The 21,297-nt window shown below is 72.0% G+C and carries 20 protein-coding genes; 5 read left to right on the top strand and 15 right to left on the bottom strand.

Going from position 1 to position 21,297, the window contains the following annotated elements:
• Window positions 1-141: 141 nt before the first annotated feature.
• Window positions 142-1,170 (top strand): hypothetical protein, encoded by a 1,029-nt coding sequence (locus ACH34R_RS08610; RefSeq protein ID WP_397560747.1) that lies wholly within the window; start codon window positions 142-144, stop codon window positions 1,168-1,170.
• A 10-nt stretch (window positions 1,171-1,180) separates the two neighbouring features.
• Here the strand turns inward: ACH34R_RS08610 and ACH34R_RS08605 are convergent, their stop codons facing one another.
• Window positions 1,181-2,425 carry a class I SAM-dependent RNA methyltransferase gene (locus ACH34R_RS08605; protein WP_397560746.1) on the bottom strand — a complete coding sequence of 415 codons (1,245 nt, stop codon included), beginning with the start codon at window positions 2,423-2,425 and terminating at the stop codon, window positions 1,181-1,183.
• Window positions 2,422-4,461 (bottom strand): APC family permease, encoded by a 2,040-nt coding sequence (locus tag ACH34R_RS08600; RefSeq protein ID WP_397560745.1) that lies wholly within the window; start codon window positions 4,459-4,461, stop codon window positions 2,422-2,424. Before ACH34R_RS08600 ends, ACH34R_RS08605 begins: the two co-directional genes overlap by 4 nt.
• Window positions 4,462-4,600: 139 nt before the next feature.
• Between ACH34R_RS08600 and ACH34R_RS08595 the strand changes: the two genes are divergently transcribed.
• Both ACH34R_RS08595 and ACH34R_RS08590 read left to right on the top strand, forming a co-directional pair.
• A complete protein-coding gene (locus tag ACH34R_RS08595; RefSeq protein WP_397560744.1) occupies window positions 4,601-5,266 on the top strand; it encodes a potassium channel family protein in 666 nt (221 codons plus the stop codon).
• The gene (locus tag ACH34R_RS08590) at window positions 5,266-5,925 is read left to right on the top strand and encodes a potassium channel family protein (RefSeq protein WP_397560743.1); all 660 of its coding nucleotides are present in this window, start codon (window positions 5,266-5,268) and stop codon (window positions 5,923-5,925) included. Before ACH34R_RS08595 ends, ACH34R_RS08590 begins: the two co-directional genes overlap by 1 nt.
• Here the strand turns inward: ACH34R_RS08590 and ACH34R_RS08585 are convergent, their stop codons facing one another.
• From ACH34R_RS08585 to valS, 6 genes are all read right to left on the bottom strand, one after another.
• Window positions 5,926-6,627 (bottom strand): DUF3159 domain-containing protein, encoded by a 702-nt coding sequence (locus ACH34R_RS08585; RefSeq protein WP_397561025.1) that lies wholly within the window; start codon window positions 6,625-6,627, stop codon window positions 5,926-5,928.
• A 22-nt stretch (window positions 6,628-6,649) separates the two neighbouring features.
• Window positions 6,650-7,042, bottom strand: coding sequence for an OB-fold nucleic acid binding domain-containing protein (locus tag ACH34R_RS08580; RefSeq protein WP_111168174.1), 393 nt, complete (start codon window positions 7,040-7,042; stop codon window positions 6,650-6,652).
• 78 nt (window positions 7,043-7,120) lie between these two features.
• On the bottom strand, window positions 7,121-7,792 hold the full coding sequence (locus tag ACH34R_RS08575) for a DUF3710 domain-containing protein (protein WP_397560742.1): 672 nt from the start codon (window positions 7,790-7,792) through the stop codon (window positions 7,121-7,123).
• A 25-nt stretch (window positions 7,793-7,817) separates the two neighbouring features.
• Window positions 7,818-8,252 (bottom strand): dUTP diphosphatase, encoded by a 435-nt coding sequence (gene dut / locus ACH34R_RS08570; RefSeq protein ID WP_111168172.1) that lies wholly within the window; start codon window positions 8,250-8,252, stop codon window positions 7,818-7,820.
• Window positions 8,253-8,333: 81 nt separating this feature from the next.
• Window positions 8,334-9,575 (bottom strand): AI-2E family transporter, encoded by a 1,242-nt coding sequence (locus tag ACH34R_RS08565; protein ID WP_397560741.1) that lies wholly within the window; start codon window positions 9,573-9,575, stop codon window positions 8,334-8,336.
• Window positions 9,576-9,688: 113 nt separating this feature from the next.
• Window positions 9,689-12,214 (bottom strand): valine--tRNA ligase, encoded by a 2,526-nt coding sequence (gene valS / locus ACH34R_RS08560; protein WP_397560740.1) that lies wholly within the window; start codon window positions 12,212-12,214, stop codon window positions 9,689-9,691.
• A 73-nt stretch (window positions 12,215-12,287) separates the two neighbouring features.
• Between valS and ACH34R_RS08555 the strand changes: the two genes are divergently transcribed.
• Window positions 12,288-12,599, top strand: coding sequence for a DUF4235 domain-containing protein (locus tag ACH34R_RS08555; protein WP_397560739.1), 312 nt, complete (start codon window positions 12,288-12,290; stop codon window positions 12,597-12,599).
• A gap of 9 nt (window positions 12,600-12,608) precedes the next feature.
• Here ACH34R_RS08555 and ACH34R_RS08550 read toward each other — a convergent pair whose 3' ends face one another.
• From ACH34R_RS08550 to ACH34R_RS08530, 5 genes are all read right to left on the bottom strand, one after another.
• On the bottom strand, window positions 12,609-13,985 hold the full coding sequence (locus tag ACH34R_RS08550) for a trehalose-6-phosphate synthase (RefSeq protein ID WP_397560738.1): 1,377 nt from the start codon (window positions 13,983-13,985) through the stop codon (window positions 12,609-12,611).
• A gap of 186 nt (window positions 13,986-14,171) precedes the next feature.
• Window positions 14,172-15,179, bottom strand: a complete 1,008-nt coding sequence (locus tag ACH34R_RS08545) for a hypothetical protein (RefSeq protein WP_397560737.1) — start codon at window positions 15,177-15,179, stop codon at window positions 14,172-14,174.
• A gap of 33 nt (window positions 15,180-15,212) precedes the next feature.
• A complete protein-coding gene (locus ACH34R_RS08540; RefSeq protein ID WP_397560736.1) occupies window positions 15,213-15,512 on the bottom strand; it encodes a DUF4193 domain-containing protein in 300 nt (99 codons plus the stop codon).
• A gap of 345 nt (window positions 15,513-15,857) precedes the next feature.
• Complete coding sequence (locus ACH34R_RS08535; RefSeq protein WP_397560735.1) at window positions 15,858-17,285, bottom strand: sensor histidine kinase; 1,428 nt, start codon at window positions 17,283-17,285, stop codon at window positions 15,858-15,860.
• Window positions 17,282-17,935 carry a response regulator transcription factor gene (locus tag ACH34R_RS08530; RefSeq protein ID WP_113980923.1) on the bottom strand — a complete coding sequence of 218 codons (654 nt, stop codon included), beginning with the start codon at window positions 17,933-17,935 and terminating at the stop codon, window positions 17,282-17,284. Before ACH34R_RS08530 ends, ACH34R_RS08535 begins: the two co-directional genes overlap by 4 nt.
• 264 nt (window positions 17,936-18,199) lie before the next feature.
• Between ACH34R_RS08530 and ACH34R_RS08525 the strand changes: the two genes are divergently transcribed.
• Window positions 18,200-18,364 (top strand): hypothetical protein, encoded by a 165-nt coding sequence (locus ACH34R_RS08525; RefSeq protein WP_199537314.1) that lies wholly within the window; start codon window positions 18,200-18,202, stop codon window positions 18,362-18,364.
• Window positions 18,365-18,444: 80 nt separating this feature from the next.
• Here the strand turns inward: ACH34R_RS08525 and ACH34R_RS08520 are convergent, their stop codons facing one another.
• Window positions 18,445-19,239 (bottom strand): inositol monophosphatase family protein, encoded by a 795-nt coding sequence (locus ACH34R_RS08520; RefSeq protein ID WP_397560734.1) that lies wholly within the window; start codon window positions 19,237-19,239, stop codon window positions 18,445-18,447.
• On the bottom strand, window positions 19,236-21,260 hold the full coding sequence (locus ACH34R_RS08515) for a prolyl oligopeptidase family serine peptidase (protein WP_397560733.1): 2,025 nt from the start codon (window positions 21,258-21,260) through the stop codon (window positions 19,236-19,238). Before ACH34R_RS08515 ends, ACH34R_RS08520 begins: the two co-directional genes overlap by 4 nt.
• Window positions 21,261-21,297 lie beyond the last annotated feature (37 nt).

Raw genomic sequence — 21,297 nt, 5'->3', positions numbered from 1 at the left:
CCGATTATCCGTGCAAAAGGACCGTATCCGTGGAGTGACCCCCGTACCCGTACGAGTACTTGCTAACCTTCGACCTTGGTACACAGGGTAGCCGCCTGGGCACATGCGGCGACCGTCGCCCGCCGGAGGGAGAGCACGGTGATGAGAGAGCGGCTGCCGGGCACCCCGCCGCGGCCCGTGGTCGCCCTGGCGTTCATGCTGCTCTTCGCGGCCACCGGCGCGGTGCTCGCGGTGCTCCCCGGCCCGCGCGCCACCGCCGGTCCCAGGCCCGCCGGCCTGCCGGCCACCTCGGCCACGGAGGTGACCGGCATGGAGCGCCCCCGCAGGCTGGTCGTCCAGCCGATCCGCACCGGTCCCGAAGGGTTCGTGGTGTTCGTGGACACGGCCCGCTACCCGGGGCTCGGCCTTTCCGCGGTGATGCGGCGCTCGGGCGCGCGGTGGTTCGCCCTGGGCCACCTCACCACGGGCGAGTCCGATCGGTGCCTGCCGCGCTGGGGCGGGGCCCGCGATCTCGACGACACCTCGGTGACCAGCGCGCTCGCGCAGGTCAGGGCGCTGGGCGGCGACGTCGCGCCCGCCCTCGGCGGCCCCACCGGCCCCGAGCCCGCCGTCACCTGCCCGGACGAGGCCGGCCTCACCGCCGCCTACCGGCGGGTCGTGGACACCCTCGATGCGGCCCATCTCGACTTCGAGATCGGCGGCGACGGCGGCGAGAAGATCGCCGCCCGCCGGGCGCGGGCGCTCACCACGCTCAAGCGGGAGGCGGCCGGCGAGGGCCGGCCGCTGACCGTCGGCTTCTCGCTGCGCCTCACCGCCACCGGGCTGTCGGCGGCCGACCAGCGGCTGCTCGCCGCGTCCGGCCCGGTCGACACGGTCAACCTGCTTGTGCCGTTCCGCCCGCTGCCGGACGGCGCGCACCTGCGCGCCCTGGCCGCCTCGATCCGCCTGGCCCAGGCCCAGATCGCCACCGCGTTCGGCCTGCCCGCCGGAGAGGACGCCTGGCGGCGGATCGGCCTGACCCCGGTGCTGCGCGAGACCGCCGACCTCGGCCTCCTGGACGCCAGGAAGCTGGCCGGCTACGCCCGCCGCAGAGACCTGGCCTGGCTGTCGGTCCGCGGCGCCCGCCCCGCCCTCGACGTCGCCAAGGTCCTGGTCCACGCCCTGCGCTGACGCCCATCGGTCATGCGCGGACCAGGTGTGCCACGCATTCGACGTGGTGGGTCATCGGGAAGGCGTCGAAGGCGCGCAGGGCGGCCAGTTCATAGCCGAGGCCGCCGAGTAGTGCGATGTCCCTGGCCAGGGTGGCCGGGTCGCAGGAGACGTAGACGATGCGCGTGGGCGAGTGCGCGGCGATGCCGCCGGTGACGCCCTGGCCCAGGCCGGTACGCGGGGGGTCGGCCACCACGAGGTCGGCCGCTTCCAGGCCGGCGAGGGCGTCGTCCACGGTCGCCCGCTCGATCCGGGCCTGGGGGAGGTCGCGCAGGTTGCGGCGGGCGTCACGGACGGCGGCGGCGTCGGACTCCACGCCCGTCACGGCGCCCTCGCGGCCGACCGCCTCGGCGAGCGCGGCGGTGAACAGGCCGGCGCCGCAGTACAGGTCGAGGACGCGCTCGCCGGGGCGCGGGGCGGCGAAGGCCAGGACGGCCTCCCGCAGGGTCTCAGCGGCCCCCGGATGCACCTGCCAGAACCCGCTGCCGGTCACCTCGAACTCGCGCCCGTCGGCCCGCTCACGGACGCCACCGCGGCCCCTGGCGGCCTCGGTACGGCCCCGGCCGCGGTCCACGAGCACCGCCGCGGGCGCGTCGAGATCAGGTACGGCGACGCCCCTGCGCCCCTTCGGCGTGACCACCACCGCGCGGTCGCCGGCCGAGGAGGCGATCACCTCCACGGCCGAGGCCCCGCGCCAGGACTTCGTCTCCACCCCGGCCGCCTCCGCCTCGGGGTGCGCGATCAGGCACGCCTCCACCGGCTCGACCGTGTGGGAGCGGTGCCGGCGCAGCCCCACAACGCCGTCCTGGCGCACCGCGAACCGCACCCGGGTACGCCAGCCGAGGCCGCCGGGCGCGCCCGGCACCTCCTCCACGACGACCTCGCGTTCGATCCCGGCGAGCCGCTTGAGCTGCTCGGTGACCACCGCCGCCTTCAGCAGGCGCTGCGCGGGCAGTGCGGCGTGCTGCCAGTCGCAGCCGCCGCACCTGCCCGGACCGGCGTAGGGACAGGGCGGGGACACCCGGTCGGGCGACGGCTCGATGATCTCCACGGCGTCGGCCCGCAGGAAGCGCGAGACCTCCTCGGTCACCCGGGCGCGTACCCGCTCGCCGGGCAGCGCGTGCCGGACGAAGACGACCCTGCCCTCGTGCCGCCCCACGCACCAGCCGCCGTGCGCGACGCGCTCGACCTTCACGTCCAGAAGTTCATCCATCATGATCCCGGTTGCTCATCGCGGGACGGCCCGTCCCAGGGGCGGCGCACCGCGCCGGGGGCGAAGGGCTCCGGCCTGCCCTTGAGGCGCAGTGAGGAGTGCAGTTGCCAGGGCACGCTGGTCACCATGACGCCCGGCATGAACAACAGCCGGCCCTTCAGCCGCAGCGCACTCTGGTTGTGCAGGACGTGCTCCCACCAGTGGCCGACGACGTATTCGGGAATATAGACGGTGACCACGTCCCGGGGCGAACGGCGGCGGAGGTCCTTGACGTACTGGAGGATGGGCCGGGTGATCTCCCGGTACGGGGAGTCGAGGATCTTCAGTGGCACCGGTACGCCCAGCCGTTCCCACTCCTCGGCCACGGCCTCGGACTCGCGGGCGTCCACCGCCACCGTGACCGCCTCCAGCGAGCTGGGCCGGGTGGCGCGGGCGTAGGCGACGGCCCGCAGCGTGGGCTTGTGGATCTTGGAGACCAGCACGATCGCGTGGTTGCGGGCCGGCAGGATCTGCTCGGTCTCCTCGCCCTCGGCGGGCAGCGCGAGTTCCTGGGTGACGTGGTCGTAGTGGGCCCGGATGCTCTTCATGATGCCGAACAGCACCGGCATCGCGAGCACCACGATCCACGCGCCCAGCATGAACTTGGTGATCAGCACCACGACCAGCACCAGCCCGGTCAGGATGGCGCCGAACCCGTTGATGAGCCGGGAGCGCTGCATGCGCCGCCGTGCGGGCAGCTCGGTCTCGGTGCGCAGCAGGCGGGTCCAGTGGATCACCATGCCGGTCTGGCTGAGCGTGAACGACACGAACACGCCGACGATGTAGAGGTGGACGAGCGCGCTCGGGTTCGCGTCGAAGACGAAGATCAGCAGGCAGGCGAAGGCGGCCAGCAGGATGATCCCGTTGGAGAACGCCAGCCGGTCGCCCCGGGTGTGGAGCTGCCTGGGCAGGAAGCGGTCCTGGGCGAGGATGGAGCCGAGCACCGGGAAGCCGTTGAAGGCGGTGTTGGCGGCCAGGAAGAGGATCAGCGCGGTGATCGCGCTGATGTAGATGAAGCCGACCGAGCCAGGGCCGAAGACGGCCGAGGCCACCGAGGGCAGGATCGGGTCGTTGGTGTAGCCGGGCCCGGCGGGCCTGCCGTCGATGAGCAGGTGGGTCGGAGGGTTCTCCGCCGCCTTGACCCCGGAGGCCAGCGCGAGCGCCACCACGCCGGCGAACATCGACACCGCGATGAGGCCCATCAGCAACAGCGTGGTGGCCGCGTTGCGGCTCTTGGGCTTGCGGAACGCCGGGACGCCGTTGCTGATCGCCTCGACGCCGGTCAGGGCGGCGCAGCCGTTGGAGAAGGCCCGCAGCAGCATGAACGCGAGCGCCAGGCCGGCCAGGTCGCCGGTCTGCTCGGGCACCACGGTGTAGTCCGCGCTGGGCGCGCGCAGCTCCTCGCCGAGCACGCCGATCTGGAGCAGTCCCCAGGCGACCATGCCGAGCACGCCGATGACGAAGGCGTACGTGGGGATGGCGAAGAACGTCCCGGACTCGCGGATGCCGCGCAGGTTCATCACCGTCAGCAGGGTCACCATGGCGATCGCGATGGCGACCTTGTGCTCGGCCACGAAGGGGATGGCCGACCCGATGTTGTCCACGCCGGAGGAGACCGACACCGCGACCGTCAGCACGTAGTCGACCAGCAGGGCGCTGGCGACCGTGACGCCCGCGTTCGGGCCGAGGTTGGTCATGGCGACCTCGTAGTCGCCGCCGCCGCTCGGGTAGGCGTGCACGGTCTGGCGGTAGGAGGCGACCACGGTGAACATCAGCACGACGATGGCCGCGGCGATCCATGGGGAGTACAGGTAGGCCACGGCGCCGCCGACCGAGAGCGCGACCAGGATCTCCAGGGGGGCGTAGGCGACCGACGACAGAGGGTCGCTCGCGAACACCGGCAGCGCGATGCGTTTGGGCAGCAACTGCTCGTGCAGCTGGGTGCTGCGCAGCGCCCGGCCGACGAGGAGCCGCTTGACGGCATCGGTCACTTTAGACACGCCTGACGATGGTAGCCGGACTGACTGACCGGCAGGTCGACCGGCAGGCTCAGAGCACTGCCGTATTGCTCGCCGGACGGTCCATACTTGTCACAGGCATCGAATCGGTCCGCCTCAATCGAGCCAGCGGCGGGGGAGAATGCACATCGTGATCATGGGATGCGGGCGGGTGGGCTCTACCCTCGCGCACATCCTCGAAGACAACGGACACTCCGTCGCCATCGTCGACCGGGATCCGCAGGCGTTTCGCAGGTTGCGCGCGGGCTTTCGCGGCCGCCGGGTGACCGGCATCGGCTTCGACCGCGACGTCCTCGCCGAGGCCGGGATCGGCACGGCCGGCGCCTACGTCGCGGTCAGCAGCGGAGACAACTCCAACATCATCTCCGCCCGGGTGGCGCGCGAGACCTTCGGCGTGGAGAACGTCGTGGCCCGCATCTACGACCCCCGCAGGGCCGAGGTCTACCAGCGGCTGGGCATCCCCACGGTGGCCACCGTGCGCTGGACCGCCGACCAGATCCTGCGCCGCGTCCTCCCCGAGGGCGCCGAGCCGTTGTGGCGCGACCCGACGGGCACGGTCGTGCTCGCCGAGGTCGCCTGCAATCCCGGCTGGATCGGCACTCGCGTGGCCGAGGTGGAAGAGACCACAGGCGTCCGGCTGGCCTTCGTCAACCGGATGGGCGAGGCGCTGCTGCCCAAGTCCGACACCGTCGTCCAGGAGGGCGACATCCTCCACGTGCTGGCCGCGGAGAACGACATGGACCGGATCAACAAGGTGCTCGCCGGCGCACCGGAGGGAGAGCACTGATGCGCGTGGCCATCGCGGGTGCCGGGGCGGTGGGCCGGTCCATCGCGGCGGAGCTGCTGGAGAACGGCCACGAGGTGCTGCTCGTGGACAACGACCCCAAGGCCATCAAGATCGACAGTGTGCCGCGGGCCGAGTGGCTGCTCGCCGACGCCTGCGAGATCTCCTCACTGGACGAGGCCGGGCTCAACAACTGCCATGTGGTGATCGCGGCCAGCGGTGACGACAAGGTCAACCTGGTGGTCTCGCTGCTGGCCAAGACCGAGTACGGCGTGCCGCGCGTGGTGGCCAGGATCAACCATCCGAAGAACGAGTGGCTGTTCAACGAGTCCTGGGGGGTGGACGTCGCGGTGTCCACGCCGCGCCTGCTGTCGGCCCTGGTCGAGGAGGCGGTCAGCGTCGGCGATCTGGTCCGGCTGATGACGTTCCGGCAGGGGCAGGCCAACCTGGTCGAGCTGACCCTGCCCGACGACGCCCCGGTGGTCGGGCAGCGCTCCGGTTCGGTGCCCTGGCCGGTCGACTCGGCGCTGGTGGCCATCCTGCGCGAGGGCCGGGTGCTGGTGCCGAGCGCGGACGACCCGCTGGAGGCCGGCGACGAGTTGTTGTTCGTCGCCTCCCAGGAGGTCGAGCAGGAGCTGGCCCAGCTCCTGGCCCCGCACTGATCAGGAGGGCTTCTCGCCGGTCAGGGGCCCGATGGGGGACGCGGGCTGGATGGGCGTGCGTCCCCTGGCCAGGACCAGCACCATCGCGCCCAGCGCGGCCACCTGGAGCGGCCAGCCGAGCGCGATCTTGGCCACCCCCATCGCGGCCACGCCGTCGTTGCCCCAGATCAGGTAGATGGGAAGCTGCACGACCACCCGGACCAGGCACGGGATCATCAGCAGCCAGGTCAGCTTGGAACACAGCCGGACGATCCCCGGGTCTCTGCGCCAGCCGGTCGGGTCGCCGGTGACCGAACCGATCATGAAGCCGACCAGCGGCCAGCGGGTGACCACCGACAGCAGCATGGCCGCCGCGTAGCCGCCGTTGTAGAGGATGCCGGGCAGGTAGTAGTCCTTGGCCTCGCCGGTGCGGGCCGCGAAGAACGCGCCGATGGCGATGCCGATCAGGCTGTTGATCACGAACTGCGGGGTGGACCGCTGCACCAGCCGTGCCACCAGCAGCAGCACCGCGAGCGCGATGCTCACGATGAGCGAGGTCCGCAGATCTTCCGAGACGATCCAGCTCACCGTGAAGGCGATGGTCGGCAGCGCCGCCTCCACGATGCCGCGCTTGCCGCCCAGCGCCTTGGCGAGCTGAGCGCGGACCGCCGCCTCCACCGTTTCGTACGCGGTGCCGCCGGAGGTCGCCTCGGCCGTACTCATCGTGTCGCTCACCACTCCAAGGTCACGCGCCGCCCGCGGGGCGAAGCTCGTATCTGGGGTTGAACATCACCTTGCGCCCATCCTGCAGGCTGACGAGCCCTTCCGCGCGGAGCATGCGGCCCGGCTCGATCCCGGCGATCTTCCGCCGGCCCAGCCAGACCAGGTCGATCACGTCGGAGCCGTCGTAGAGCTCGGCTTCCAGCGCCGGAGCGCCGCCGCGTGGGCGCAAGGTCACCGTCCGTAGCGTACCGGCAACGCAGAACCTGCGCCGCCCGCGACACCTGACTATCGGGGTCGCGCCGTGCCGGTCGAGGTCTTCCTGAAGTTCCTCGGCCTCAAGCTCGGCCTGACTCGTCGTCAGGCGCCTAAAGAACCCGCGAAGTCCCCTGGGTTTGTGGGGTTCTGCCGCACTCACGGCCTCTTCCTCTCAACCATGATGAATCAGCCTATGCGATGGTATGCGGGCAGCAGGGTCGTCCGGAACGGGCCGTCGTCAGCGGGTCTCGGTGATCTCAGGACCGCGCCGGAACGGATCGAGGTCGGGCCCATCGCCCTCGGCGTCGTCTCCGGCCGGATGGATCTCCTGCGGCTGCCGCAGCTCGACGGTGTCCTTGGGTGCCATCGGCCCCTCGCCGCGGACCACGACGAGGTCACGGACGACCGCCTCCAGCGGCTCGGCGGCGGCCGGATCGGTACCGGCCCGCCCGCTGAACACGGCGTGCAGCAGCCAGCGGGGGCCGTCCACGCCGATGTAACGGACCGTCTGAGCCTCTTGTCCCTCGACCGGCAGCCGGCCGACCAGCTCGGTGCCGAAGGAGCCCTCGCGCTCCTCGGTGGTGCCGCCCGCCTTCTTGACGCCCTCGGCCAGCTCGGCGCGTACTTCGTCCCAAAGGCCCGAGGACCTGGGCGCGGCCAGGACGTGCAGTTGCAGCGCGCTCTCGTCCACCAGCATGGCGACGCCGACGATCTGCTCGGCCGGGGCGATCAGCCGGATGTCGGCCCCCTCGATGACCGGCAGCAGCAGCCCGCCCAGATCGACCCGGCTGCGCTCGGGATAGGGCTCGTCGGCGTCCCACGGCCCGGACTCCCTGGCCGGCACGGGCGCCGGAGCCGGAGCGGCGGCGTCCGCCTCCGGCTCCGCATGACGGCGGCGACGTCGGAACACTTTCCTCACGCTCCTCGCAAACGTTTCAGCGACCGGTCGACCCGAATCCGCCGGTGCCCCGCACCGACTCGGGCAACCGCTCGACCTCCTGGAAATCGGCCCGCTCCACCCGCTGGAAGACCAGTTGGGCGATGCGGTCACCACGCCGCAGCAGCACTGGCTCCTTGGCGTCGGTGTTGAGCAGTGTCACGCGTATCTCGCCACGGTATCCCGCGTCGATGGTGCCGGGCCCGTTGACCATCGCGACACCGTGCCTAGCCGCCAGCCCCGAGCGGGGATGGACGAACGCCGCGTAGCCCTCGGGCAGCGCGATGGCCAGGCCGGTGCCGATCACCGCCCGCTCCCCCGGCTGCAACTCGACGTCGTGCGCGGCGTACAGGTCGGCGCCGGCGTCGCCGGGACGGGCGTAGGACGGCACGGGCAGGCCCTGGTCCAGCCGCTTGATCAGCACACCGATCATGCGACCGCCTCCCGCGGGACGCTCTTCACCATGGAACGGGTCACGCTGCGGAACACTACAGCCACCGGGCACCCGCTCGGGCTACTCCTGGCCGTTGTCGTGCCTTCCGCCGCCGGCGGTCTCCTTCGGCGGCGGCTCGTCGGCGTCCCTGAGAGCATCGGCGGGGGCCGCGCCGGCGGCGGGTCCGGGCTGAGCGGGCGCGGGCGCGGCGGATGGCCCGGCGGCGGGTTCGGTACGGCTCGCGGCGGCGGGCGGCGGCTCGGTGGGCGGGCCGCCGCGCAGCTCGGGCAGCGCCCGGTAGATCACCGCGGCGATCGGCACGGCCACCGCCGCGCCGGTGATCCCGGCCAGCACGCCGCCGACGGCCAGCACCAGGATCACGGCCAGCGGGTGGAAGTTGACGGCCCGGCCGACGATCAGCGGTTGCAGGACGTGGTTTTCCAGTTGCTGTTCCACGACCAGGATGCCGACGAAGACCAGCGCCAGGATGGGCCCCTGCGAGCCCAGGGTGACCAGTGTGGCCAGGCCGCCCGCGATGAAGATGCCGACGATCGGGATGAAGCTGGCGAAGAAGATGAGCACCGCCAGCGGCGCCCAGAGCGGCACCCCCATCCCGGCCAGCACGATGCCCATGATGATGCCGTGCACGGCGGCGACCGCCACCGTGCCCTGGACGTACTGGGAGAGCGTCGCCCAGGCGGCCCGGCCCGCCCGGTCGACCCGCGGGGCGACGCCGCCGAAGGCGCGCAGCACCCAGGCCCAGATCCGGTCGCCGTCCTTGAGCAGGAAGAACGTCACGAACAGCAGCAGCACCAGGGACGCGAGCACCTCGACGGCCACCGTCGCGCCGGTCAGCACGGTGTTGCCGATCACGGCCTGCTGCGTGGTGATCAGGTCGGTGATCTGGTCGACCCACTGCTGGATCTGCGCCTGCTGGAGGTGCAGCGGCCCGGTGATCAGCCACTCCTGGACCTCCTCGACCGACTTCTTGAGCTGGGCGACCAGGCGCGGGAACTCATCGTTGGCCCGGGCGCCGACGATCCAGCCGGTGCCGACGAGGACGGCGAAGGCGAGCAGCATGGTCGCCCAGGTGGCCCAGATGGGCCGCAGCCCGGCCCTGCGCAGCCGCTTGGTGATGGGGAACAGCAGCGCCGCCAGCAACAGCGCGATCGCCACCGGCAGGGCCACGAACCGGAGGGTCGCGACGGCCTGCGCGAAGTAGTGGACCACGACGCCGAGCAGGATCAGACACGCGCTCCACGCCGCCATCTTGGCCAGGACGGGGGGCACGAGCTGCGTCAGGCGCCGCGGGTCGGAGATCACGCATTACAGCCTGGCACGTCCGGAACCCGAACGCGCGCCGTATTTCCGCCCGGCGGGCACCGGGGGCGAGAGCTTGCTCACTCAGCGCCCCCGGCGGTGTACCGGCGATCGGGTCAGCCGGCGGCCAGGATCACCTCGACCGCGGGGCCGGGGGCCGGGTCCAGGACGAACTCCTCGACGTTGCCCGCGGCGCACAGGTCGTCCTGGGCGTGCCGTACCAGCGCGGCGGCCGGGCCGGTGACGGTGAGCCGGGCGACCTCGGACCGCATCGACCGCTTGGCCTCCGACTTGGCCTTGCGGACCTGGGCCAGGACGGCGGCCACCGCGGCCAGCACCTCGGGGTCTCCGCCCGTGCCGGTGTCGGCGGGGACCGGCCAGTACGAGCGGTGGACGGACCCGTCACGCCACCAGGACCAGACCTCCTCGGTGACGAACGGCATGAACGGCGCGAACAACCGCAACTGCACGTCGAGCGCCCGGCGCAGCGCGGCACGGGCGGACCCGGCCCCCGCGTCGGAGCCGTAGGCCCGGCTCTTGACCAGCTCCAGGTAGTCGTCGCAGAACTCCCAGAAGAAGCGTTCGGCGGCCTCCAGGGCGCGGGTGTGGTCATACCCCTCGAAGGCGGCGGTGGCCTCCTCGACCACGCCGCGCAACCGGGCCAGCATCGACAGGTCCAGCGGCTCGATGATGGGGTCATCGGTGGCGCCGCCGAGCCCCAGCACGAACTTGGACGCGTTGAGGATCTTGACCGCCAGCCGCCGCCCGATCTTGAGCTGTCCCGGCTCGAACGCCGTGTCCACCCCGAGCCTGCCGCCCGCGGCCCAGTAGCGCACCGAGTCGGCGCCGTGCTGTTCGAGCAGCGCCAGCGGCGTGACCACGTTGCCCTTGGACTTGGACATCTTCTTGCGGTCGGGGTCGAGCACCCAGCCGGAGATCGCCGCGTTGGACCACGGCAGCCGGTCGTGCTCCAGGTGCGACCTGACGGCGGTGGAGAACAGCCAGGTGCGGATGATCTCGTGCGCCTGCGCCCGCAGGTCCATCGGGGTGACCTGGTGGTACAGCCTGTCGTCCGCGCCCCAGCGGGCCGCGATCTCCGGCGTCAGCGACGACGTGGCCCAGGTGTCCATGACGTCGGGGTCGCCGGTGAAGCCGCCCGCCTTGCCGCGCTGGTCTTCGGTGTAGCCGGGCGGCACGTCGTCGGCGGGGTCGATCGGCAGGGTCCCCTCGGCGGGCAGGATCGGCCGGTCGTGGATCGGGTGACCGGCGTCGTCCAGCGGATACCAAACCGGGATGGGCACGCCGAAGAACCGCTGCCGGGAGATCAGCCAGTCGCCGGCCAGCCCTTCCACCCAGTTGTCGTAGCGGACCCGCATCCGCGGCGGGTGCCAGGACAGCTCGGCGCCACGGGCGAGCAGCGCCCGGCGCAGCTCCGGGTCGCGCCCGCCGTTGCGGATGTACCACTGCCGGGTGGTGACGATCTCCAGCGGCCGGTCGCCGCGCTCGTAGAACTTCACCGGGCGGGTCACCGGCCGGGGCTCGCCGGAAAGGTCGCCGCTCTCGCGCAGCATGGCCACCATCCGCTCGCGCGCCGCGCCGATCGTGCGGCCGGCCACCTCCGAGTAGGGGCCCGCGGGCACGCCCTGCGGCGGCTCGGGCAGCAGCCTGCCGTCCCACCCGATCACCGGCCGGGTGGGCAGGTCCAGCTCGCGCCACCAGGTGACGTCGGTGATGTCGCCGAAGGTGCAGATCATCGCGATGCCCGAGCCCTTGTCCGGCTCGGCCAGGCGATGCGCGAGGACCGGAACGCGCACACCGAACACCGGCGTGGTGACCGACTCGCCGAACAGCGGCCGGTAGCGCTCGTCGTCGGGATGGGCGACCAGCGCCACGCAGGCCGGCAGCAGCTCGGGGCGGGTCGTCTCGATTTCGACCCGGCCGCCGTCGGGCCGGTGGAAAGAGATCCGGTGGAATGCCCCGGTCTGCTCGCGGTCCTCCAGCTCGGCCTGGGCGACGGCGGTGCGGTAGGTGACGTCCCACAGCGTGGGGGCCTCGGCCAGGTACGCCTCGCCGCGCGCCAGGTTGCGCAGGAAGGCGCGCTGGGACACCGCGCGGGAGTGGTCGCCGATGGTGGTGTAGAGCAGCGACCAGTCGACCGACAGGCCGACCCGCCGCCACACCTCCTCGTACGCCTGCTCGTCGATCTCGGTGAGCCGGTGGCACAGCTCCACGAAGTTGCGCCGCGAGATCGGCACCTCGGTCTTGCCCGGCTTGGCCGGCGGCTCGAAGTCGGGGTCGTACGGCATGGACGGGTCGCACCGCACGCCGAAGTGGTTCTGGACCCGCCGCTCGGTGGGCAGGCCGTTGTCGTCCCAGCCGATGGGGTAGAACACGGTCTTGCCGCGCATGCGCTGGAAGCGGGCGGTGAGGTCGGTGTGGGTGTAGGAGAGGACGTGGCCGATGTGGAGGGACCCGGAGACGGTCGGCGGCGGCGTGTCGATGGAGTAGATCTCCTCGCGGGGCCGCGCCCGGTCGAACCGGTAGGTGCCCTGGGCCTCCCAGCGGGCTACCCATACCGCTTCGAGCCCATCGAGAGCGGGTTTCTCGGGCACGGCGGGATAGCGTGATCGCTGTTCGGTCATGCGTCCCTATGGTAGTCCGGGGACCTGCCCGGACGGGCTAGGGTTTTCGCATATACGGAAGGGGGAGGCGGCTATGGCCGACAAGGCGGAGAAGCCGGATCTGGCGTGGCGGGCCATCGGAGGGCTGGTCGCGCTCGGCGTGGGCTTCGTCACGCGCAAGGCGATCGCGTACGGCTGGCAGAAGGCGACGGGCAAGAAGCCGCCCGCCGACCCCGACTCGCCGGACATCGGCATGGGCGAGGCGATCGGCTACGCCGTGGTGACCGCGGTGGGCATGGAAGTGGCCCGGATCGTGGCGACCCGGGCCGCGGCCAGGCGATACCAGGCGTGGTCGGCGCGCAACGAGGCCAGGGCCATCGCGCAGGCCGCCACTCCCAAGGCGTGAGGTCGGGGTTCAGGGCGTCTCCAGAGCCTGGAGGAACTCCCCGGCCCAGCGGTCCACGTTGTAGGTCGCCACGCGGCGGCGCAGTGAGCGCATCCGCCTGGCCAGCTCGTGCGGGGTCGAGCGCATCCCGGCGACCATCGCGCGTTTGAGGCCGTCGACGTCGTAGGGGTTCACCAGGAACGCCTGCCGCAGTTCGTCGGCGGCCCCGGCGAACTCACTGAGCACCAGCGCCCCGCGCAGGTCGTGCCGGCAGGCGATGTACTCCTTGGCGACCAGGTTCATCCCGTCGCGCACGGGGGTGACGACCATGACGTCGGCGGCCAGGTAGAGCGCGGCGAGTTCGTTGCGCTGGTACGACTGGTGCAGATACTGCACCGGCTGGTGGCCGATCAGTCCCTGCTCGCCGTTGATCCTGCCGACCTGGAGCTCGATGTCGTTGCGCAGCCTGCGGTACTCCTCCACGCGCTCGCGGCTCGGCGTGGCGATCTGGACGAAGACGGCGTCGCCCGCGTTGACCGCCCCGTCGGCGAGCAGTTCGCCGAACGCCTTGAGCCGCTGCCCGATGCCCTTGGTGTAGTCGAGCCGGTCCACACCGAGCAGCACGTGCTCGGGATCGCCCAGCTCGGAGCGGATCTCCTTGGCCCGCGCGACGATGTGCGGCTCACGGACGAGGCTGTCCAGTTCCCCGAAGTCCACCGAGATCGGGAACGCCTCGGCGCGGATGACCCGGCCGTCCCGGTAGATCTCGTGCTTCTGGTGTTGCAGGCCGAGCTGGCGGCGGCACAGGCGGATGAAGTTGGAGGCGCCGCCGGGCCGCTGGAATCCGACCAGGTCGGCCCCGAGCAGGCCCTCCAGGATCTCCCTGCGCCAGGGGAGCTGGGTGAACAGCTCCGAGGGCGGGAACGGGATGTGCAAAAAGAAGCCGATGCGCAGGTCGGGGCGCAACCGCCGGAGCATCGCCGGGACGAGCTGGAGCTGGTAGTCCTGTATCCACACCACGGCGCCGTCGGCCGCGGCGTCGGCGGCGGCGTGGGCGAAGCGCTCGTTGACCGTCCGGTAGGCGTCCCACAGCACCCGCGAGTACACGGGTGTGGCGACCACGTCATGGTAGAGCGGCCACAAGGTGGCGTTGGAGAAGCCCTCGTAGTACAGCTCCACCTCCGCCGAGGACAACGGCACCGGGATGAGGTGCATGCCGTCGTGCTCGAAGGGGTCGAGATTCTCGTCGGGTGCGCCGTGCCAGCCCAGCCACGCGCCGTCACGACGTTGCATCACCGGGGCGATGGCGGTCACCAGACCGCCGGGGCTGCGCCGCCAGCCCGCGTGGCCGTCACGATCGACGGGCAGGCGGTTGGCGACTATGAGAAACGAGCTGCGGCCCTGCACGCTTCCTCCAATGGTCGGCTACGACCACCTTACGAAAAGGACACACACCGCTTCTGATCGGCTACCGGACGAACTCGTATGAACAGCATAAAATCCGGCTTCAGGCGGGTCCCAATCCGATCGCGTCACTGGTCACCGTACACGGTGTCACCTGCGGGATTCCTACCCACGGAACGCGCGGGGACCTCAGCCGGAGGTGATCTCCCGCCGCGCCGCCGAGGCGCCCTCGGGCAGCGCGCCCCGCTTGCGCAGGTCACCGCGCACCGCCGTGGCCAGCCGCTTGGTCGCGGCGTGGTTGAGCGTGCCGCCGGCGACCGCGCCGGTCAGGAAGGGGCCGAGGGTGGTCAGATGGCGGCCGAGGGTGCGCATCAGCCGGTTGCGCAGCGCGGTCTTGGCCGCGGTGCCGAGGGCCAGGGTGACCGAGCCGGGCGCGAGGGGGTCGACGCCGCGCTGCTTGGACCACGCGATGGCGAAGGCGAGTGCGCGCTGCCCGCCGTTGCCGGGCACCTCCACGCCGTACACCTCGTGCAGCTCCGCGATGAGCTTGGTCTCGATGGCCGCCACCACGAGCGTCTCGGCGACCAACTGGGCGGGGGCGGACAACAGCAGCGGAGGGGCGGCGAACTGGGCCATCGCGAGCGCGCCGCCGACGGCGCCGACGGCCGTCGTGGCCTTCGCCGCGGTGCGGACCAGATCGTCGGCCAGGGCCTCGCCGGTGAGCCCGTAGTGGTGTTCTTCAAGCGTGCGCAGATCGCGGATGGGGATCCGGGGCGCCGTGGCCATGTAGACGTCGGCCAGCCACCGGCCGCGGCCCGCGCCGGACTCCTTGGCCTTCCTGCCCGCCGTGACCAGGGCGGCCGTCAGGCGGCCGAGCAGCCGCCGCCGCTCGGCGCGGTCCAGCTCGCCGGGCCGGGACAGCCGGCCCACGAGCACCGCCACCTCGTCGTGCCGGCCGTCGTGCGCGTCCTGCTCCTCCCGCACGGCGGGGTCCCGGTCGTCGTCACGGGACTCGCCGGCTCCGGCCGGGTCGTGCGCCGGGTCGTGCTGAGAGCGCTCGCCGGAGGACGCGGCGGCTCGATCCGGCGGGCCCGGCTGGACGGAGTCGGACGACCCGGGCATGATCACGGGTTCGTCCGGTGTCCGGCCGGGCTCGCCGATGTCGTCACTCGACGGCCGATCCGCTTTGTCCGTCACGCTGCGGAGCCTCCCTCAAATCCGTCGGGACGATCAGGCGGCGCACTCCCGGCAGATCTGCTCCCCGGCCTTCTCGGCGGCGAGCTGGCTCCTGTGGTGCACCAGGAAGCAACGCGAGCAGGTGAACTCGTCGGCCTGACGAGGAATCACCCGGAGCGAGAGCTCCTCGTTGGAAAGGTCTGCACCGGGCAGCTCAAGCGACTCGGCGAGGTCGGTCTCGTCGATGTCGATGCTGCCGGACGACTTGTCCGTACGGCGAGCCTGAAGCTCCTGGAGGCTGTCCTCGTTGAGGTCATCGTCCGTCTTGCGTGGGCTGTCGTAGTCGGTAGCCATCGTTCTCCATCCCCCTCATCTATCTGTCTGCGCACCGTCGCGCGCTTATAACGTCTGGGAGCCCCATCTTTGTGCCCGAAAGGTCCGAGAGATTTGTGCTTCGGTACCCAGCGATGACAGCCACTGAACCTCCCTACACGCGTGTGAGCCGCCGCCAATGGGAGCAGTTAGCCAAATATGGCGGAAACCACAGCATTGACGCCATGCAGCACCGTGTTCGACGGCACATCCAACCACATGTACGGCGCGAACGAGACGCCCCCCGCCGGATGAAGCGCCGGATACGCCCTCCGGTGCGCCGCCCGTTCGTCCCACCCCGTATGTCAGCCCTCCCCCCGGGGCCGGTCAGCCCCGCCTGGGCGGCCCGCCCGACCCCTGCAACCGCACGGTGACCAACAGCCCGCCCCCGTCTCTGGGGACCGCGGTGACGTTGCCGCCGTGCGCCGAGACGATCGCGCGCACGATCGACAACCCCAGCCCCGAACCCTTGGCGGAGTCGACCCGGTCGGCGTTGAGCCGCCGGAACGGCTCGAACAGGCTCGACACCTCGTACGCGGGAACGTGCGGCCCCGTGTTCGCCACCTGAACAACGAGGGCCTCGTCCGCCATTCCCGTGCGTACCCAGATTTTTCCGGCCTCGGTGATGTTGTATTTGATCGCGTTCTCGACGAGATTGGCCACGCAGCGTTCCAGCAGCACCGGGTCGCCCGTCGTGGGCGCGGAGACCAGCTCGGTGGTGATGGACACGCCCGCCTCGCGGGCGATCGGCGTGAGCTGTTCCAGGGCCGTCTCGGTGACGTCCTTCACATCGACCGGCCGGCGCACGCTCAGCTCCCGCTCGCTGCGCGCGAGCAGCAGCAGGCCCTCGATGAGCCGTTCGTTGCGGGCGTTGACCTCCAGCAGCGTACGGCCGAGGGCCTTGAGGTCCTCTGACGCGTCCGGGTCGGCCAGCGCGATCTCCAGCACGGTCCGGTTGATGGTCAGCGGCGTGCGCAGCTCGTGGGAGGCGTTGCCGACGAACCTGCGCTGGGTGTGGAACGCCTCGTTCAGGCGGGTGAGCATGGCGTCGAAGGTGTCGGCCAGCTCCTTCAGCTCGTCATCGGCGCCCTTGAGGTCGATCCGCTGGTGGGCCAGCGTGCTCTCCGACAGCTTGCGCGCGGTCGCGGTCATCTGGGCCACCGGCCGCAGCGCCCGGTCGGCCACGAAGTAGCCGAGGATCAGGGCGAAGATGCCCACCCCGAGCAGCGCGAGCAGCGAGCGGTTCAGCATGTGCGCGCGGGCCTCGACGACCGCGCCGTCGCGGTGCTGGGCCCACCACTCCACGAACCGCTGCCCGGTCTCGGCGGGCACCTCGCTGAGGTCGAACGGCGCGACCGGCCAGGCCGACTCGATCGACACGCCGACGATCGTGTACATGACGAACAGCAGCATCGCGCCCGCGGCGAAGAACAGCGCACCGTAGGTGAGGGTCAGCCGCCAGCGGATGCCCAGCCGGGCGGGCAGCTCCCTGACCGTCTCGCGCAGCCCGCGGCTCAGCGGCTGGGCGGCCAGCGGCGGCGGGCCGTCCCAGGCGGGCGGGCCGGTCGGTGGCGGCGGGCCGCCGCGCCCGGCGTGCTGCGGGCCCGCCGGGGCGCCCCGCTCGCTGACGTGCGGGCTGATCATCGGATGGGTCGGCTCCGCGTGCCCGGCGGGCTCCGGCGGCGCGGCGAACGTCGGCCTGGCCGATCCCGGGCCCGCGGCCTCCCCCGCCGGCCGGTCCGGTCTGTCACTCACAGTCTGTACCCGACTCCCGGCACGGTCTCGATCACCTGGGGCTCGCCCAGCTTCTTGCGCAGCGTCATCATGGTGACCCGCACCACGTTGGTGAAGGGGTCGATGTTCTCGTCCCACGCCTTGTCCAGCAGATCCTCCTGGCTGACCACCGCGCCTTCGGCGCGCATCAGCTCCTCAAGGACCGCGAACTCCTTCTTGGTCAGCGCCACCTCCCGGCCGTCGCGGGTGACCAGGCGCTTGCCCGGGTCCAGGCGTACGCCGGCGCGCTCCAGGACGGGCGGCAGCGCGGGCGCCGACCGCCGGCCGAGGGCGCGCACCCGCGCCACCAGCTCCACGAACACGAACGGCTTGGCCAGGTAGTCGTCGGCCCCCAGGCCGAGCCCCTCGACCTTGTCGTCCACGTCGCCGGAGGCGGTCAGCATGAGGATGCGCGAGGCGGTACGGCCGGCCACCAGCCGCCTGCACACCTCGTCGCCGTGCACCACGGGCAGGTCGCGGTCCAGCACGATCACGTCGTAGTCGATGTAGCCGGTGCGTTCGAGCGCGCCGCCGCCGTCGTAGGCGACATCGACCGCCATCGCCTCGCGGCGCAGCCCCGTGGCGATCGCGTCGGCGAGCACCCGCTCGTCCTCGACCACAAGCACCCGCATCGGTCTCTGGCACCTCCCGAAGAATCCGCCCGCACGCCCCCACGAGGCGCCGGAACGGTGTCCCATTGTCACCACAGCGGCGGTAAGCGCAGGGTAAGCCCGCTACCACCCTAGGAGAGGCGGTGACAGGAAGCACACCGGCAAGTTGTGCGAATGGTGGTTTGAGGAACATATGCCAGTGGGTAGAGCGTGTCCCACACCCCTGGTGACGACTCACCGCAGGGGTGGCGTGGCCCTCTCCGCCCCCGAGGAAGAAGGTGAGAAATGGGCGAGTTCACCACCACCATCGAACGCAGGCTCGACCAGGCCTACCGAGGTCTCCAGGAGGCCAGGTCCGAAGGCGACGATTTCCTCGCCGACACCCTCACCGCCGAGATCGAAGACCTCCGCAGGATCGCCGTGGACAACGGCGTCACGCTCACCCGCTGAGCCCGTACCCGAGCCCGAGCTTCGCGCAGGGGGCCGGTCCGCACCGGGCCGGCCCCCTCGCTCGTCGCAGACCGGCCGCGCTACTCGTCGCGTTCCGGATCGAACCCGGCGAGCAGGTCGTGCAGTTCCTCGAACAGCCCCGGCGCGGCGCACAGGGTCATGTCCGGGCCGACCGGCCTGCCGCGCATCCCGCCGAGCCGGGCGCCGGCCTCGGTCGCCACCAGGCCGCCCGCGGCGTAGTCCCAGTACTGCGGGCCGCGCTCGTAGTAGGCATCCACCCGCCCGGCCGCGACCGCGCACAGGTCGGCGGCGGCCGACCCCGCCCGTCGTACGTCGCGGACGTGCGGCAGCACCTTGGCCAGCACCTCGCCCTGTACCGTCCGCCGCCCCACCTGGTACCCGAACCCGGTGGCGACCAGCGCCCCCGAAAGCGGCACCCCGGTGTTGCAGCGCAGCCGCTCGCCGCCCAGCCAGGCCCCACCGCCGAGCGAGGCGCTGAACACCTCACCGCGCGGCACGACGTTCACCACGCCCGCCACGATCTCGCCGTCCACCTCGACGGCGATGCTCACCGCCCAGTCCGGCAGGCCGTACACGAAGTTGACCGTGCCGTCGATGGGATCGACGATCCAGCGCACCGCGCCTTCGCCGGTGGCCCCGCCCTCCTCGCCGAGGATCGCGTCGTCCGGCCGCACCTCGCGGACGCGGGCCCGGATCAGCTCCTCCGCGGCCCGGTCCAGGGCGGTGACCACGTCGGTCGGGCTGGACTTGGTCTGCACCACCTCGGGGCGGGCGGGGCGCTTGGCGAGCAGCATCTCGCCGGCCTCGCGGGCGATCTCCGCCGCGAGCCGGGTGAATTCGGCGGGCGCGGTCATGAGCCCTCCCCCGACAGCGACGCGGGGGTCTTCCACTCCTCGCCCAGCACGTGCTGGGCGAGGAAGGCCAGGACCGTCTCGTACCAGGCGACGATGTTGCCCGGCTTGAGCACCCAGTGGCCCTCGTCGGGGAAGTACAGGAACTTCGCCACCACGGAGGACCGCTGGAGGTCCCACCACAGGCGCAGTCCCTCGCCGATCGGCACCCGGTAGTCGCGGTCGCCGTGGATCACCAGCATGGGCGTGGTGAACTTCTCCAGCGACAGGTGCGGCGACAGCCTGCGCAGCGGCTCGCCGTCCGGCGGGCCGAACTCCCGCCGCCAGTAGTACGGGGCGTCGGTCGTGCCGGAGAACTGGTCCAGGTGCCACACCGAGGCGTGCGTCACGATCGCCTTGAACCTGTCGGTGTGCCCGGCGATCCAGTTGGCCATGTAGCCGCCGTAGGAGCCGCCCATCGCGGCGGTGCGCGTCGCGTCGAGGTCGGGCCTGGCCAGGGCGGCGTCGGTGATGGCCATCAGGTCGGCGAAGGTCCGCGGCCCCCAGTCGCGCCAGCCGCGGCGGATCATCTCCATGCCGTACCCGGTGGACATGGCCGGGTCGGGCAGCAGTACGGCGTAGCCGTGCTCGGCCATGATCCACGGGTTCCACCGCCAGGACCAGTCGTTCCAGCTCCCCAGCGGGCCGCCGTGGACCCACAGCAGGAACGGCGCCGGGTTGTCCGCCGACGCGCCCTCGGGCAGCGCCAGCCAGCCGCGGATCTCCGCCCCGTCGTCGGCCGTGGCGGTCACCTCGGTGAGGGTGCCGGGCACGGCGAGCCGTGGCGCGGGGCCGGGCAGTTCCTCCTCGCGCGTGCCGTCCGCGCCGAGGGTGAGGCGGACCGGGGCGGGGGCCTCGGCGATCCCGCTGCGCAGGGCGTACAGCGTGGTCCCGTCGGGGGCGGGGCACAGGTCCATGTAGGAGGAGTCGGGACCGGTCAGCCGTACCGGGTCGCCGCCGTCCAGGGGCACGCGGAAGACGGGCCTGCGGCCGGCACGGTCGGCGATCACGTAGACCGCGCCCGAGCCGGGGGCCCAGGCGATGGCGGCGGGCCACAGGCCCTCGCCGAGCGCGCGGCCCTCCCCGGTCGCGAGGTCCAGCACCCAGAGCACGCTCTCGGGCAGCCTGGGCTCGGCCCCGTCGCGGGCGTGCGTCTCACGCGAGCAGGCCACGTACCGCCCGTCCGGGGAGATCTCGATCGGCCCCAGGAAGTCGTAGCCCTCCACCGAGGCCAGGACCCGCCGCTCCCCGCCGCCGACCGGGATGGCCACCAGGTCGCTGCGGTTCTCCCCGCCCGGCCTCGGCGTCGCCCAGGTCGTCACCACGGTCGATCCGTCGGGCGTCACCGCGAAGCTCGGTTCGTCCAGCGCGCGGCCCGGCTCGGGGGTCAGGTCCCTGATCTCCTCCAGCCGGTCGCCCACGGCGGAGGAGGCGAACAACCGCGTCTGGCCCGGGCCGAGGTCGTGATCCCAGTACCGCGCCGGGTGGGCGTCGTGAAGTATGGCGCTGACGCCTGCCTCCTTGCGCGCCTTGCGCCGCTCGGCGTCGCCCGCCTCGGTGCCGGGCAGTACGTCCGCGGCGAAGACGACGGCCCCGCCGCCCGACCGCACCGCCTTGACGCCCCCGGCCCTGGCCGCGACCCGGCGGGCCTCCCCGCCCTCGGCGGGCAACAGCCACAGCGCGGGGGCCTCGTCGTCGTCGGCCTTGACCGTCGGGTCCGGCCGCGCGGAAACGAACAGCACATCGCCCGCCGCGGTGAACTCGGCCGCGGCCTCGCCCTTGGCCGACCTGGTCAGTCTGCGCGGCGTGCCGTCCGGCGCCGCCGGGATGTCCCACAGCGCGGTCCCGTAGGACCTGCCGTCGGGATTCAGCGCCTGCACGACCGCGACGAGCCTCGTACCGTCCGGCGACAACCGCAGGCCGACGACGCGCGGCACCCGTACATAGTCCCGAATGTCCTTGAACACATCCCTGAAGTCCGTCACGTCCTGAATCTACCGGGCGGTGTCATTCGCGGCACCG

The sequence above is a fragment of the Spongiactinospora sp. 9N601 genome (genome assembly GCF_044326295.1).
GTDB lineage: Bacteria > Actinomycetota > Actinomycetes > Streptosporangiales > Streptosporangiaceae > Spongiactinospora > Spongiactinospora gelatinilytica.
Note: the sequence above shows the minus strand (reverse complement) of the source record. Positions and strands in the feature narration are given on the sequence as shown.